We start from the raw sequence: 15,268 nt of genomic DNA, 5'->3' as shown, positions 1-15,268 counted from the left end.
TTTCAACGCCAACACGTCACGACAGCCGATAGAAAGACCGTGAGACATCGGTCTTGTCGGGTTTCAACGCGCTGCCAGTCTTTTGGTCTGCCGATCGTTTTCGCGCGGCACGGATCGCCGCATATCGGATTTCACACGCGACTTGCGCTTTTTGCGGCCCGGGATACAGGCGCATATCCCGTTGCCTATCAACGCGCCTGTAAATCAGAGACAGGCAAATCCTTTGACTGAATTGTCCAGCGCAATTTTGGGGATTGCCGCCAATTGGTCACTGCACCCAATGGAAGGTGAGGCCGTCGCCTAGCCGGAGCCCAAAATCGCTTCAATCTTTGACAGGGTTGCGGAGTTCACTGCGACACCCGCTTCGCTTGACGAAAGCCGGCTCTTGCGGCGGCCATCACCGGGCAGATGCGCGCCGTCCTGAGATCTGATCGACTCAACCAGAGTTGCCATTGCATTTGAAAACAAACCTGCAGAGGACGCCACGGGATCAATCGCAATGAAGAACTGCCCTGTCTTCGGGGGGCCACCGGCCGTTCCGGAAAAAGGCGATGCGTTCAACCCAAGTGTCGATCCGGTAAGGGCAGCGGCCATGACTTCGGTCAGCAAAGCAACACCCACGCCCTTGTAGCCGCCCGAGGGGGCCATGCTGCCTTTCAAACCAACGTCAGGGTCGGTTGTCGGGTTGCCGTCAGCGTCCAGCGCCCATCCGACAGGAATGTCCTTGCCTTCTCTTGCATGCTTCATCACTTCGCTTTTGGCGATGGTGCTGGCGCTTTGATCTATCAGCAGCGCGGGTTGACCATCCGTACCCGGTGCAGCGATCGAGAACGGATTGGTCCCAACAACAGGTTTCGATCCGCCCGAGGGTGCGATGGATGCTGGCGCATTGGTGAACCCCAATCCGACCAGCCCTGCCTGGGCCAGCCGATACGTGTGATAGCCCAGCACACCGCAATTGTAGCTGTTTGTAATCGCCAATGCGGCGATGCCCTGTTCCCGTGCCGCAGGGATCAGCGCCTCGAAACCCAGATCAATGGCCGAATGTGCAAACCCGGTTTTGGCATCGACGCGGATGAGGCCCGGACGCGGGGTTTCAAGGGCCGGTTTTGCGTGACCGTCCACCTTGCCGCATTGAACATGCTCGCAATAGATCGGGATATACGCCAGCCCATGGCTGGCCACGCCGTCCGCCTCGGTCGCGGCTGTGGCAACAGCCAGAGGGCGTGCGTTTTCTTCGCTTGTGCCGGCGGCAACCAGCGCATTGAATGACAGCTCTTCGATTTCGGCAAGCGAGAGGGTTCTGGTTTCGGTCATCGGGTGGTCCTTCAATCGTTGTCTGACAAGCCTGCACCAGCGCCAAGCAGCCGGGATTCTTCTGTTGCGGGGGCATAGGTGCGATGCGCCACAGTGTTGAGGAATTGCCACGCCCCCGGATCCGGGTCAGCGCGGCTGTGCAAGGAGCGGGTGGGTCTGATGTTGCCGGCTTCGGTTATCCCGACGCGGTTTGCCCTCTCCATTCCAAAATCTTCACAGCTGAGATGAACACCATCAGTGGTCGCGGAAACCCCGTCCAAAGTGATTTCCACAGTCGATTTCCGCTTTTTCGCCATGGTGGCGACAAAGGGCAGCAACAGAAGAGGTGCAGCAACATTGGAAATCAGAACTTTGCCTTGCGACAGGGCGTCCGGGAAATCTGATAGCGCCGATCCGGTCATAAGGGGGCACAGATCCCGGGCGCCGGTCCACACGCCGTCCCGGGCCTCTGGGGTGTGATGTTCCAGGTGCGGAGCAAATTCCTGCTCAAGCAACCGGGACAGGATCGCAGGCCCGTCAAACCCCTGGGCGCACAGCCATCGGGTTGCTTTCGCAGCTTCTTCCGCCACACCCCAGGCATATCCAGCCCCACGGGTTGCGCGTTTGGCGGTGGCTTCCACTTCGTTCAACGAGAAGGTCATTGCACAACCTCCGGATAAACCCAAAGATCGGCGTTCGCGGTGTTCAGTTCTTCCGGGTAGGGCGCGCCCGCATACATGCAGATACGCACCCACCGATCCGAACGCGGGTCGAAATGCGTCGCCCCAAAGAAGGACAGTTTGGCGCGCAGCATATCAATGGGCATCACCTGCGCGCTGATCGTGTTGTCTCGAATTTCACCGTAGGGAGCGATACGGCTGATTTGCGCGCGGCGCACGCTGTGGCGGTGTTCCGGATGGCGCAACAGAAACTCTGCTATCGGAGCGTCATCAGGCCAGTTCTGCAACGCTTCGAAAGCCAAGGTTGCATCCCGCGCCGGTGCAAGAGGTTGTTCATAATCCGAGATCGGCTCCTCAAACCGCTCGCCCAGCCGGGGTTCCAGCTTTTCTTCGGATACGTACCAGGCCCGCGCGCAGTTTTTGGCGGCGGCCCAATCAAGGTTCAAAGCCCAGTCAAAACTGTTCCGGATCAAAGCACGCACCGCTGATACCGGCATTGCCCCATCAATCACCTGTGCAGAGGCGTCGGTGTCTGCCATGCAGCTCGCAAGCCCGTCAACAAGCGCGCCATAAGGTTCAAGGATCAAAGAGGCCAGCAGCTCCTGACCTTCTTCGGTCAGCGCGGCTTCGGACCAAAGGATCAGTCGGTTCCAGGGGTGATCCTGTGTCAGATCATCCTTGGCCAGGTATTTCTCGATTTCTTGCAGATCCGAATTCAGCGCCGCCAGCTTTTCCATCTGCACCGGGTGTTCAGATCGCCACCAGGCGATTGACTGTTTGCAGCGTGCAAAGACATCGCAAAAGACACGTGCTTCATCTTCCGAAGCCGCATCAATGGACCGAACGCGCGAGATCGCCTCCTCGCGCACCATGATCCAGTTGTTGAACAGCACCGGGTGATTGACGATGAACGGCGCCATGCCCAGGCCGGTCGAATTCCCGATGCCCAGCCAGCGCGCGATGTCCGGATCAAGCTCTGCGGTCTGGTCTTGGCCTTTGACCCGCGCCATGTGCTGCACCAGATCGCGCACAAAGGCGCGGGTCAGATAGACCGACAGCATCTCGATCTGGAACGGACCGCTGACTTCGGCCCGGCCGGCTGTCTTTTCGCGGTCCGCCGCGCCGAATTTGCCCGAACCATAAACGGCCGTGGTCCGCATCAGATAGCCGACCTTGTAGATCTGTTCGAGGTCGGGTTGCCGCCCCGCAGCAAGCTGATCCACCACATGAGCCCAAAGCCGCACGGAACGGTTCGCCCGCGACAGGGACAGTTCGGCTTCGCTGACGCGTCCGGCTTCTTGCAACGGAACATTCTGCGACAGACGGTCGATATCCTCTGACGTTGGAATGCCGTCAAACAAGGTAAAGGTGGCATCCCAGGCCTCGGCAATCACCCGGTCCGATCGTTGATCGGGTGGCAGGTCATGGGCAAAAGCGACCAGCGAATAAGCCCGATCGGGGCCTTGCGCAGTATAGACCGCATGGCCCACACCCTTGTTGTCAATTTCGAACGCGGGGCGCGAAAAGCTCCAGTTTTCCTCGGCCATGCGACGCGTCAGCTGCCGCATAAAGCTGAGCCGACATTGGTGCAACGATCCCAAACGTGACAGCCGCATGACCGTGGATGGGTCACGTCTGGCGATCTCTGTCTGCGCGTGTGGTTCCATTTGGTTACCTTTGTGGGACGAAGTTCTCGGCAAAGAACCGATACCAGTTCCCGCCCATGATCCCGGCCACTTCGTCATCGTTCAGGCCGGTCGCGCGTAACCCTTCTTCGATGTTGCCAAAGTCTCGGTTGTCCTGAAACCAACCCGGCATCGGTGGGAATCCCGGAGCCGAGGCCGAGCCTTCGCCATAGTCGATCTCTTTTGTCCAACGCCCCACACGCATCCATTCCACGACGCTGTCGGGCTGATCCTGACACAAGTCAGTGCCAATCCCCAGATGTTCGGCCCCGTATTTGTCGGCGGTGCGGGCGATCATTTCGCAGAAGCTCTCCAGCGTGCAATCGGACTTGTCTTTCAGGTGGTGAGGGTAGACCGAAAAGCCCAGCATCCCACCTTTTTCCGTTACCGCACGGATGACGTCATCCCGCTTGTTGCGCAGGGCCGGGGACCATTCGTGCGGATTGGCGTGTGTAATCGCGATGGGCCGGTCCGAGATTTCAGCCGCCTCGATCGTGGAACGGTCTGCCGAATGGCTCATGTCGACCACAAGGCCCACGCGGTTCATCTCTTTGATGACCTGCTTGCCCATGCGGGTGATGCCGGTGTCTTCGGCCTCGTAGCAACCTGTCGCCAGCAGGGATTGGTTGTTGTAGGTCAGTTGCATGAACCGCGCGCCCAGATCGTGCAGGATTTCGACCAGCCCGATATCGTCTTCAATGGGCGACGGGTTCTGAAACCCAAAAAACACGGCGGTTCGGTCCGTATTACGGGCCGTGTCGATATCGCTGGCCCACCGGCCTTTCATGATCAGATCCGGGTATTGCTCGAACCAGCGGTTCCATTTCTCGAAATTCAGTACCGTTTCGCGGAAATTCTCATGATACGCGATGGTGACGTGGATCGCATCCACGCCCCCTTCGCGCAACTGGCGAAAGATCTTTTCCGACCAGTTGGCATATTGCAGGCCATCGATCCGCATCAGACGGGGCCTGCGCTGATATAGGCGGTTTTGACGGTCGTGTAGAATTCAGCCGCCGCCTTTCCCTGTTCGCGGGGTCCGTACGAGCTGTCGCCGCGGCCACCGAAAGGCACGTGGTAATCGGTGCCCGCGGTGGGCAGGTTCACCGTCACCACGCCGGTGCGCGCGTTGCGGCGGAAATGGGTGGCGCGGGCCAGCGATTTGGTCACGATGCCCGAGGTCAGGCCGAAATTGGTGTCGTTCACAACGCTCAGCGCCTCGTCATAGCTGCCGACCTTGATGACGCTGGTCAGGGGCGCAAACATTTCTTCGCGGTTGATGCGCATGTCGTTGGTGGTGTTCAGGAACACGCCCGGCGACATGTAGAAACCGTCATGGGGCATCTCCAGGCGCTGACCGCCACAGGCCAGCTCGGCCCCTTCGGATTTGCCCAGTTCGACATAGGCGAGGTTTTCATTCAACTGCTGCTGGCTGACGACGGGGCCCATCTGCACGCCCGCTTCCAGCGCGTGACCCACTTTCATTGCCTGCGCACCGGCAACCAGTTTCTCGACAAAGGCATCATGGATGCCCGCGTGAACCACCAGCCGCGACGAGGCAGTGCATTTCTGACCGGTGCCGCCAAAGGCCCCGCCCAGCGCCAGAGTTACCGCCAGATCCAGATCGGCGTCGTCCATCACGGCCAGCGCGTTTTTGGACCCCATTTCCATCTGCACCTTGGTCAGGTTCTGGATCGCGGCGGCGGCGATGCCTTTGCCCACGGGCACAGACCCGGTGAAGGAAATCGCATTGACCTTGGGGCTTTCCACCAGCCGCTGACCGATGGAACGGCCCGAGCCCATCACCAGGCTGAACAGACCTTTCGGGATATCCTGCCGTTCGATGATTTCGGTCAGGGCCACGGCCGAGGCAGGGGTGATGTTGGCGGGCTTCCACACAACCGCGTTGCCATAGCACAGCGCCGGGGCAATCTTCCACGAGGCGGTTGCAGTGGGGAAGTTCCATGGGCTGATGATGGCAACCACGCCAACAGCTTCGCGGCGCACGTCCACCTCGATATCGGGGCGCACGGAATCGGCGTTCTCACCGATCTGTCGCAGGCATTCGGCCGCATAGTAAGTGAAGAACTGACCGGCGCGGTAAACCTCGCCTTTGCCCTCGGCCAGCGGCTTGCCTTCTTCACGGCTCAGCAAAGTACCCAGCTCTTCGGCGCGGGCCATCAACTCGTTGCCGATGGCGTTCAGGACGGCCTGTTTGCGCTCGAGCCCGTAGGCGGCCCATTCGGCCTGCGCGACGCGCGCCTGATCCAGGGTCGCCTCAAGCTGGTCGGCGCTGGCTTGTGTGAACATGCCGACCAGATCGCTCAGATCCGATGGGTTGCGGTTTTCGATTTCGCTTTCGCCAGCCAGCCATTCGCCGGCAATCAGATTCAGTTTGGTCACGTCAGGCCCCAAATTCGCAAATTTCAGTTTGCGAAAGAATGGAACTTGCTGACGACATCAGTCAAACTCAAATAACTTTAGAAAACTTCAGAAAGATTGAAGCATGGCCGTGAAAATAGAGATGCTGCGGTGCTTTTGCACCGTGGCCCAAACCGGAAATCTTGCCGAGGCAGCCAGCCGTTTGGGCCGCACGCAATCCGCGGTCTCAATGATGTTGAAACAATTCGAAGAGCATCTTGGCAAGAAACTGTTTGAAGGCGAACGGAAAAACCACCTTACTCCGCTCGGTCAGCAAGTTCTCGACCTTGCGCTCAAACAGGTGCGGGATTTCGATCAGGCTGTTCAGAATATTGAACTGGCGGCACAGGCCGAGCACGGGTTGATCCGGATCGTATCCGTGCCGTCCGTGGGGGCGCTGGTCTTTCCTGCTCTGCTGGGCCATATGACGTCTCGTTTTCCCGGCCTGAAGATCGAGCTGCGAGACGGAGATTCGCAGCAGGTTCTGGATGCGGTCGCCGGGGACACGTCTGATATCGGCATAGCGTCCGGCCATTTTCCGCTGAACGGGGTCAGTGCAGAGCCGCTGTTTCAGGACCGTTTCGGCTTGGTTGCAGCGTCCGATCATCCGCTGATGACACGGGCGGAACCGCCAGCCATTTGCGATCTGGTGGCTCAGCCTTTCGTGCGAAACGCCCTGTGTGACTTTATCGAGTCCGCGCCTTTCCGAGAAATTCTGGACAGGGCCGAGGTTACCATCCACAACACGCATTCCCTGATCACGACTGTCAGGGCAGGCCAGTGGATCACGGTCCTGCCGCAGACCGTCGCGCAGTTCATCCCGGACGCAGTCGCCTTTCGTCCGATTTCGGATTTGCCGGACAGGCGCGAGGTGTATCTTTATGTGCGGGAAAGGTCGCGATTCCGAGAAATTTCGGAGGCCTGTCGTTCATTTGTCCTGTCGAGTGGGTTTGGAAATTCAAGCCTGTGAATGCATCAAAAGGGGATTAACCCTGCTCAAAATCACAAATTAATTTGGTTTTTGCAGACTCATGCCCGCTGCCATGCTAGGTTCTCGCTTGAAGTGGGGGACTTCAGAGGGGCGATATGTCTCAAGATCTGAGGGGCTGGTTGAGCGCAAATGGATTAAACGAGTACGCGCAGGCCTTCATTGATAATAAGATCGACTTTTCCATTCTGCCTGATTTGACGGCCGAGGATCTGATCGAAATCGGTGTGACCGCTGTCGGCGATCGTCGGCGGCTTTTGCGTGCCATCGAGCAACTTGATTCCGCGCAGATCGCCGCAGAGCCTGAACCCGCAGCGCCGCACGAACCTGCGCGGCGGCAGGTCACGGTGATGTTTGCGGACCTGACCGGGTTCACGAAAATGTCCAGCAAGCTGGATGCCGAGGATCTGCACGCGCTGCTCAACCAGTTCTTCAGCAAAGTGGACAATGTGGTCGAAAAATACGGCGGCCGCATCGACAAGCATATCGGTGATGCGGTCATGGCCGTTTTCGGAGCGCCGATCTCACATACCAATGACACGGAAAGGGCAGCACGGGCGGCAGCTGAAATTCATGCGGTTCTTCCGACGTTATCACCGCCGCTGTCCTGTCATATCGGTATCTCTTCGGGTCAGGTCATCGCCAGTACGACAGGCAGCCAGTCGCATACGGAATATACGGTGACAGGGGATGGGGTGAATCTGGCGTCTCGGCTGACAGATATCTCAGGGGGCGGCGAGACTCTGGTCTCACATGACATTCAACGCGCGCTGGGCCCGTTGTTCGTGGGCGACTCCATCGGGGTCAAGGCGATCAAGGGGCTGAACGAGCCGGTTGAGGTCTGGCGTCTGGACCGGCTGGCCAGGAACATTCGGACGAGACGGCACAAATTCATCGGGCGCGAGCGTGAGATGTCGATTTTCTCGGCCACATTCGACCGATGCCAACGCCATGGAAAAGGTGAAGTGCACATCGTTCTGGGCGAACCCGGAATTGGAAAAACCCATCTGTCCGAGCAAGTGGCGGAATTGGCGACCAGCCTGTCCTACACGATCCACAACGGCGTTGTGATGGATTTCGGCGCGCGCGAAGGTCATTCAGCCATTCAGACCGTTGCACGCAGCATTCTGGGGCTTGAGGCGTCGGACGGGGCGGAAACCGGGGCGGCCGTTGCAAAAGAGGCCATTACCAAGGGCTGGGTCAGCCCTTCCAACGCTGCGCACCTCAATGCTTTGCTTGAACTCGAGCAGGATCCGGGCCTGGCCGAGGTCTATGCGGTGATGGACAACAAGACCCGTCTGCGGGGGCGGCGTCAGGTGCTGGAGGAGCTGCTTTCCGCCAGCAGTCGGGAATCGCCCCTGCTTATTCAGATTGAAGACATCCATTGGGCGACGCCCGACATCCTGGCGGCGTGTTCTCATATCGCCGCGGTGACGCGGAACACGCCCTGTGTGTTGATGATGACCAGCCGGGCCGAGGGCGATCCGATCGACAGGAACTGGCAGATGGCCACGGATGGCGCGCTGGTGTCAAAACTGGAACTGGCACCGATGGGAGAAGAGCACGTCAGGCAACTGGTCGAAGAGTTCCGGGCCATCGATCGCGACTTGCTGGAAACCTGCGTCCAGCGCGCCGGTGGAAATCCGTTGTTTCTGGAGCAGCTGTTGCGAAACACGGATGTGCTCAAACAGGAAACTGTGCCGGGCAGTATTCAGGGTATCGTTCAGTCGCGATTGGACGCACTGGATCGCGCCAGCCGAACCGCCATTCAGGCTGCATCGGTTCTGGGTCAACGGTTCTCGCCCGAAGTTCTGAATTTCATTCTGGGTGAAGGGCATCTGGATACCAGCAACCTTATCCGCTCGGCGTTGATCCGAGAGGCAGGGCCCGATTTCATGTTTACCCACGCGCTGATCCGGGACGGGTCCTATGCAACACTGGTCAAATCCGAACGCGCCCGCCTGCACCGGCAGGCGGCTCAGTGGTTCGAAGACAAGGATGCAACCTTGCGCGCCCAGCATCTGGACCGGGCCGGGGCCAATAACGCGGCGCAAGCCTATCTGGAAGCAGCCGACAAATTGATACAAGCCTTCCGATTCGACGATGCCAGCCCGCTGATCGAGCGTGCTTTGGAATTGCCGTCCCCGGCGGGTGTCCGATTTGACCTGCTGTGCGCGCGGGGCGAAACCCATCGGTTGCAGGGGTTGTCAAACGAAGCTTTGGACGAGTTCAAAGACGCCGCCGGTTTGGCTGAAACAGACGAACAAATCGCCCGGGCCCATATCGGGCTTGCGCAGGCGGCGCGGCAAGCAAGCCTGTATCAGGACGCACTGGAAGCGCTCGACACGGCCGAGGCAGCGGCACAGCGCTGCGGGTCCGAGGAAGATGAGGCCCAGATAAGCTATGTGCGCGGCAACGTCTATTTCCCGCTGGGCCGGAACAAAGAAGCGCTGAAGGCCAACGAGCGGGCGCTCTCGCTTGCCCGCAAGCTGGAATCCCCGCGCCTTGAGGTTGGGGCGCTGAGTGGGTTTGGCGACGCCAATTTCATGAAAGCCTCGATGAAGACGGCGGCGGGGTTCTATACCCAAGCCGCTGAACGGGCACGCGAAAAAGGGCTGGTTCGGGACCTTGCAGCCAATCTGCACAATCTCAGCGTGGCGCGCAGCTATACTGGGGATGTCGGGCAGGGCCGAGCAGATGCCAATGAGGCGATTGAAATCTCGCAGACGTATTTCGCTTTCGTTCCGGAATGTGTTGCGCAAACATGCCTTGGCGTGGCCGAGACCTTTCTGGGCAGTCTCGACCGTGCGCTGGAAGCCTTTGGCGTTTCGGCCGAAATCGCAGAGCGCGTGGGCGCAAAACGCCTTGAAGCGCAGGCGTTGGAACATTTGGCCAGAACGCAGGTTTATGCCGGCCAGGTCGGGCGCGCACGTGAAACCGGTCTGCGAGCAGTCGAAATCGCGCTTGAACATGGCCGGAACTTTGTTGGACCCAAGGCCCTGTCAGCCCTGGCGATGGCCGAAACGGACCCGGATGAGCAAACGCGCCTTTTGAAACTGGGTTCCGAGATCATCGCCGAGGGATGTGTTGGCCACAGCCATCTGCACTTCTTCCCCGATGCCAGCGCCGTCATGCTGGCGCGTGGTGATTGGGATGCCGCAATGGAGTATGCGGATGGCCTTGCCGCGTTCACTAGGAACGAGCCGTTGCCGATGGTGGACCTGTCCATTCGTCAAACACGGCTGTTGGCCGAGAGCGGAAGGCAGAATATTCCACCGTCAGAGCATAGCGGTTTTGCCGGTATGACCGAGCATTTTGCCGCGATGGGCATTACCCAGTCCTTGCTGGGCCGCGCGGATTTTCTGACCAGTTAGGCGGCAAGGCAGGAGGCTGAATGAGCGTCGAAAAAAAGGTTTGGCTTATCTCTGGCCTGCTGACCTTTGGGTTGGCCGCCTTGTTGCTCAAGCTTTGGATCGAACTGAACCATTTCGAGGAAGACCTGACGCAGCTGCCCGATCAGGCTTCGGTAGATGCGTATCTGTGCAGAATGGACGTGGCGCCGGACTATCGTTTGAGAACGGGGATTTTCATAAAGTCGTTCAGCTTTCTGGGCGCCAGCGACGTGCGGCTTACCGGCTATATCTGGCAGCACTACAAAGCAAAGGAACATGATGCGATCCTTCCCGCCGAAGGTGAGGTTGGATTTCTTCTGCCCGAAGCGGTCGATACGGCAAACGGCCTTGTTGAAGAGGCATACCGCTTGTCGCAACCCGACGGCGTCTTGATTGGTTGGTATTTTGAACAAACCCTGCGCCAGAGCTTCGACTACACCAGTTATCCCTTCGATCACAAAACGGTTTGGGTGCGGTTCTCGCCCGCTTCTTTCGAGGTCAATATCGCGCTGGTTCCTGACTTCGAGGCTTATCCGGCGACCGGATCGGATGACATTTTCGGGATCGACAACCGGATCGTGATGGGCACGTGGGAGCGAGAAAACACCTATTTCGACTACAAGCTGTCGAAACTGGATACGACGCTGGGCATCCGGCAGAACGCTTACCAGACCAACACGCCCGAGTTGCATTACAACTTCGTCATCAAACGCAATTTTGCAAACGCGTTCATCGTTCACATGATCCCGTTGCTGGTCGTGGTGATGCTGCTGTTCGGTGCAGTCATGACCGTCACGCGCCGCGAGGGGTTGGTCGAGCGGCATGACTTCAGCACGTCCAGCGTGATCGGCACCTGTTCGGTTTTGTTCTTCGTGATCCTGCTGGCCCATGTGCAACTGCGCGAAGGATTCGCCGGATCGCCCGTGATCTATATGGAGTCGTTCTTTTTCCTTATGTACTTCATGCTGTTGGCGGTTTCGATCAATACGTACCTGTTCGCCTCAGAGGCGGTGCCGTCGCTGCGGATCATCCATTATCGAGACAACCTGATCCCAAAGGCCAGTTTCTGGCCCTTCGTGCTGCTGTGTATGGTGGCGATCACGGCCTATAACCTCGGCATCAAGGACAGCTCGGAACCGCCACCGATCAGCACGCGGGATTGTTAGGCCACGGGTTCAAACCCGGGTTTGGGTTCGCCCTGCGCCATGTCCAGCGTGTAATCGCTCACCACTTCGGATGTACCCTCGCGCCAGCTTTTCAGGTATTTTTCCGGATCAGCGATCACATAGGCATATGCGGGTTTCATCGCACCCTCGATGACGACGTTGATTTTCTTGCGCACATAGACATTCTCGGGTGAGCCGGGGCCGTAATACCCTTCCAGCCTGTCCAGTTCGCCGAGGCCGGATTCGGTGACACGGTAGACCTCTCCACCCACTTGCTTGCCCATCCCCTGCTGATCCACAAGGGTTGCCATGCGATGCAGATACCCACAGTTGGGATTGTCGCAGAATGGTTCCTTCGGGATGATCAGGGGCATTGGTTGCCGGGTGCGCGCCGTTCCCACGAATTCATTCAGGACCGCGCTGTGTGCGTCATGATTGGGGAACCCCCGCTTCAGTGATCCATAGGTGAAATACAGGTAAGAGGGCTCGTTCACCGCCACGAAGCTTTCGTCACGCCCCTGTTCGGGGTCTGCCATCTTCAGGTTGTGATCTTGCGCCCAGGCGTCCAGCATGGAACGGATTTCCGGTTCGATCTGCATGCTTTGAACGAATTCGATGCACGAGGTCGCATCCATGTCTTCGGCCCGCAGCAGGATTTCCGCCATCTTCGGTGCCTTGTTCATCACCGCCACATGCAATGCGGTGAATCCGTGATCGTTGACAATGTTGACGTCGATACCCCTGTCGATCAGGTTCTGGGCGGCCTCATAATCCGGCTTACCCAGATCATGGCCGCTTTCGCCCAGTTCGCCTTCACCGCCCGCTGCATAGTGCAACAGTGAATCTCCATGGGCCTCGTCCACGATGTTGACCCCGACGACCCCTTCGTCGATGGCACGGAACACGCGCTTCCATTCGTTGATATCATCGGCGGCAGCGGCCTCGCGCGCCCATTTGCAGACGCGATACTTCTGGTCGTCCAATTCCTCGAACGCGTCTTCCAGTGCCTCCATGATCTGGTCCGGCGTTGCCATCATGCCGATGCCCATCCGGCCGTTCGACAGGCGACCTTCACGCGGTCCGACGAAATCGACCCCAAGCGTCTTAAGCTTGTCGACGTTGTTCTGTGTGGTGATATTGTTCCACATATTCGTATTGCACGCGGGGCAGAGGATCACGGGTTTCTTCTGGTATTGCCATGCCACGAAGACCGAGGTCAAAAGATTGTCGGCGATGCCATTGGCAACCTTGCCCATCGTGTTGCAGGTGATGGGGGCCACGATGACGCAATCTGCCCAGTCACACAGTGCCAGATGCGAGGCGCGCACCGGCATGTCGAAATTCAAATAGCGGAAATTCCACTCGTCATCGTCGCGGTAATAGTCATTGTGGGTGATCTTGGCGTCGATCCGTTCGGCGCCGAAATCCCGAAAGAATTTCTCGGCCGAAACAGACGGGATCAGTTTCACGTTATGCCCCGCGTCGACAATGCGTTCGACAAGCTCGGGGATCTTGTCCGCCGCCGATGACCCGCAGGCGCAGAGCAATACGTTTCGCTTTCCGGCGTTTACTTGATTCATCACCCCCTTGGGATAGCCGAACGGGTTCTTCTCAAGGCTTGGGGTTTCATTCAGTTCGGATACCGGCAGCCCTTCCCTGCGCATTCTGGCCTGCAATTCACCGGCCTGGATCATGTCTACGATGTCTTCCAGCTTTTCACTTTTGCTGATGCATTTTCCTTTGAAAAACAAATACGGCACGTCCGGTCTTTCGCCCAGCGTCACCAGTTGCCGCCGCATCCTGATCATATTGGGATCGCGCCCGCCCACGTCGATCTGCTTGACGGTCGTTGCCCCGATATTCGAAAGAATGCTGCGCAGCATATAGGACCACGGGTCCTCGTCCTCGTAGAACAGAACCATCGTATTGTGCTTGATGATGCTGGCAACATCGCTTGGGTTTTCGGGCGGCTCGACCTCTTCGATCACCAACAATGCAGGGTCTTCGAGATCCCGCAGACCACGGAAGATGTTGCCCCGCGGCGCTTGCCAGACCTGCGAGGTTGCCGGACTCATATCGACTATGGTCACAACGTCTTCATCCTCGTCATAGTCTATGCAAAGGCACCAGAACTCTTCGAGCAACGCAGTTTCCCGGAACACGTTGTCCGGCGGGCGGATCGCCTCGATCCCGGTGACGCGATTGAAGTCGATGTTGATCATCAGGTGACGGTTGCTGTCGGGGGTCAGGCTTTTCAACTGCGCCTTGAACCAGTCTTCGGGGGTTTGGATTGATTTGTCGTCGCGGGTCTCAAAGCTCTGGAACGAACTGCTCAGATGCAGGTTCTCGGATTGTCTGATATACTTTTCGACCATGTCGTGCATGTCTTTGGCGGTGGCGACCCGGCGGACAGTATCCGTGAACGACACCTGGGCCGCCCGCAGCAACTCGTCCTCGTCCACCCTGTAGTCGCCGTGAATGGCGAGGCTTTCCACCAAAACGCCGATCGAGTTCATGTTGGGCGTTGCCCGGCGGAACAGGTTGCGGCGTTTCTTGGGATCTTTCGCCAGATAACGTGTGCTGTCGACGTAATTGCACCGCTGCTTGAAGGTCTTCAGGTGCGTCTTGACCGCGGCCCGTGCTGAAAACCGCAAAAGGCCGCGGGACCGCATCGAGGTTCCGTCACGATCCGACATGGCTTGCCACAACCGTTCGACGGTTGTCACCCAAAGCTTGCCGTATTTCTCAGGGTGCACATCCATCATATGCACCAGCCCCGTGCTTGGATTGCACTTGGCGATGACGGCAAAATGGCCGCCGGGCATAGTCTTGTTGCCATGGGCAAGACCGACCTGGAAATTAGCGACCAGAATGTCGTTGTCACCGCCCAGCCGGTTGGATTCGTCGATCGCCTCAAGCAGCAGCGGCACACTGGTTGTGTCTGCGTCCATGAAATAGGCCTGAACCTGAACCCGCTCGCGCAGCCCCTGCGTGTGAATGTAGGTGCAGGCGACGTCAAAAAGCTCGCCCAGCGAGATTCCGTCGTTCACGACAAAGGACGAGGGCAATGCGCATTCGCGGAAGATGTCATTCACTTCGCAGCTGAACCCCAGCGCCGACATGCTAAGAGCGGCCGCCGTGACACTGCAACAATTGATCGGCTGCTGAAAATTCTGCAACTGAACGCTGACCAGATCACCAAACATCGTTGCAAAACAGGGTTGCCGGACGCTCTCTGGTATCTGAAGCCAGTTCTGGCTGGACAGATACGCCAACCGGGTTCCATCCAGCGCAAGCGCTTCTAGGCTGACAGGGATATCCGAGATCTGAAGGTGTTCTTCATAGAAGTAATCACCGACATCCGCGCTGGCCAATGGATTTCCGTTCTGGCGCAGCTGAACCACGCCACGCAGCACGATATACATGCCGTTCGCTGGCAGAACCGCGTTTCCGGTCACCTCGATACATTCGAATTGTGGGTTGATGACGGCTGGGTCGGCGATCTGAGCCTTACCCGGAAGGACATCATATATCATCTTCCAGTCTGCGTCGCTTGGGGTGTAAGGTCTGGATTTGGAAATTTGATCTATGGTCACAACTGTGTCCCCCCGGAGTTGCGTTGCAATATTTCAATCTTCGG

9 protein-coding genes and 1 pseudogene are annotated in these 15,268 nt (G+C 58.2%); 3 read left to right on the top strand and 7 right to left on the bottom strand.

All coding sequences use genetic code 11. The annotated features are described in order from the left end of the window. Positions 1-2 precede the first annotated feature (2 nt). The 6 genes and pseudogenes from I9184_RS20910 to I9184_RS10655 form a co-directional block, all read right to left on the bottom strand. Positions 3-180: pseudogene (locus I9184_RS20910) on the bottom strand (IS5/IS1182 family transposase); the annotation flags it as partial. Positions 181-300: 120 nt separating this feature from the next. Further along, positions 301-1,317, bottom strand: coding sequence for an Ldh family oxidoreductase (locus I9184_RS10675; protein ID WP_209834263.1), 1,017 nt, complete (start codon positions 1,315-1,317; stop codon positions 301-303). Between the two features lie 11 nt (positions 1,318-1,328). Beyond that, entirely contained in the window at positions 1,329-1,958 is a 630-nt protein-coding gene (locus tag I9184_RS10670; RefSeq protein WP_209834261.1) for a DUF3726 domain-containing protein, read from the bottom strand. After that, positions 1,955-3,643, bottom strand: coding sequence for a hypothetical protein (locus I9184_RS10665; protein ID WP_209834259.1), 1,689 nt, complete (start codon positions 3,641-3,643; stop codon positions 1,955-1,957). Before I9184_RS10665 ends, I9184_RS10670 begins: the two co-directional genes overlap by 4 nt. Before the next feature lie 4 nt (positions 3,644-3,647). Then, complete coding sequence (locus I9184_RS10660) at positions 3,648-4,622, bottom strand: membrane dipeptidase (protein ID WP_209834257.1); 975 nt, start codon at positions 4,620-4,622, stop codon at positions 3,648-3,650. Then, positions 4,622-6,064 (bottom strand): aldehyde dehydrogenase family protein, encoded by a 1,443-nt coding sequence (locus I9184_RS10655; protein ID WP_171724079.1) that lies wholly within the window; start codon positions 6,062-6,064, stop codon positions 4,622-4,624. The genes I9184_RS10660 and I9184_RS10655 overlap by 1 nt, the downstream gene beginning before the upstream one ends. Before the next feature lie 103 nt (positions 6,065-6,167). Between I9184_RS10655 and I9184_RS10650 the strand changes: the two genes are divergently transcribed. The 3 genes from I9184_RS10650 (at position 6,168) to I9184_RS10640 (ending at position 11,628) form a co-directional block, all read left to right on the top strand. Beyond that, complete coding sequence (locus tag I9184_RS10650) at positions 6,168-7,052, top strand: LysR family transcriptional regulator (protein ID WP_171635540.1); 885 nt, start codon at positions 6,168-6,170, stop codon at positions 7,050-7,052. Positions 7,053-7,168: 116 nt separating this feature from the next. Further along, positions 7,169-10,444: an adenylate/guanylate cyclase domain-containing protein gene (locus I9184_RS10645; protein ID WP_209834255.1), complete on the top strand. Its 3,276-nt coding sequence runs from the start codon at positions 7,169-7,171 to the stop codon at positions 10,442-10,444. A gap of 20 nt (positions 10,445-10,464) precedes the next feature. Continuing rightward, positions 10,465-11,628, top strand: a complete 1,164-nt coding sequence (locus tag I9184_RS10640; protein ID WP_209834253.1) for a hypothetical protein — start codon at positions 10,465-10,467, stop codon at positions 11,626-11,628. On the opposite strand, the gene I9184_RS10635 is transcribed toward I9184_RS10640, so the two are convergent. Then, positions 11,625-15,224: a flavoprotein gene (locus I9184_RS10635; protein ID WP_209834251.1), complete on the bottom strand. Its 3,600-nt coding sequence runs from the start codon at positions 15,222-15,224 to the stop codon at positions 11,625-11,627. The genes I9184_RS10640 and I9184_RS10635 overlap by 4 nt on opposite strands. Positions 15,225-15,268: the final 44 nt, after the last annotated feature.

The organism is Ruegeria sp. HKCCE3926 (assembly GCF_017872515.1).
GTDB lineage: Bacteria > Pseudomonadota > Alphaproteobacteria > Rhodobacterales > Rhodobacteraceae > Ruegeria.
The sequence above is the reverse complement of the archived record's forward strand: the minus strand, read 5'-3'. Positions and strand labels throughout refer to the sequence as shown.

Coding starts and splice junctions, on each gene's coding strand:
- I9184_RS10675 (WP_209834263.1), bottom strand. CDS start 1,317: ATGACCGAAACCAGAACCCTCTCGCTTGCCGAAATCGAAGAGCTGTCA.
- I9184_RS10670 (WP_209834261.1), bottom strand. CDS start 1,958: ATGACCTTCTCGTTGAACGAAGTGGAAGCCACCGCCAAACGCGCAACC.
- I9184_RS10665 (WP_209834259.1), bottom strand. CDS start 3,643: ATGGAACCACACGCGCAGACAGAGATCGCCAGACGTGACCCATCCACG.
- I9184_RS10660 (WP_209834257.1), bottom strand. CDS start 4,622: ATGCGGATCGATGGCCTGCAATATGCCAACTGGTCGGAAAAGATCTTT.
- I9184_RS10650 (WP_171635540.1), top strand. CDS start 6,168: ATGGCCGTGAAAATAGAGATGCTGCGGTGCTTTTGCACCGTGGCCCAA.
- I9184_RS10645 (WP_209834255.1), top strand. CDS start 7,169: ATGTCTCAAGATCTGAGGGGCTGGTTGAGCGCAAATGGATTAAACGAG.
- I9184_RS10640 (WP_209834253.1), top strand. CDS start 10,465: ATGAGCGTCGAAAAAAAGGTTTGGCTTATCTCTGGCCTGCTGACCTTT.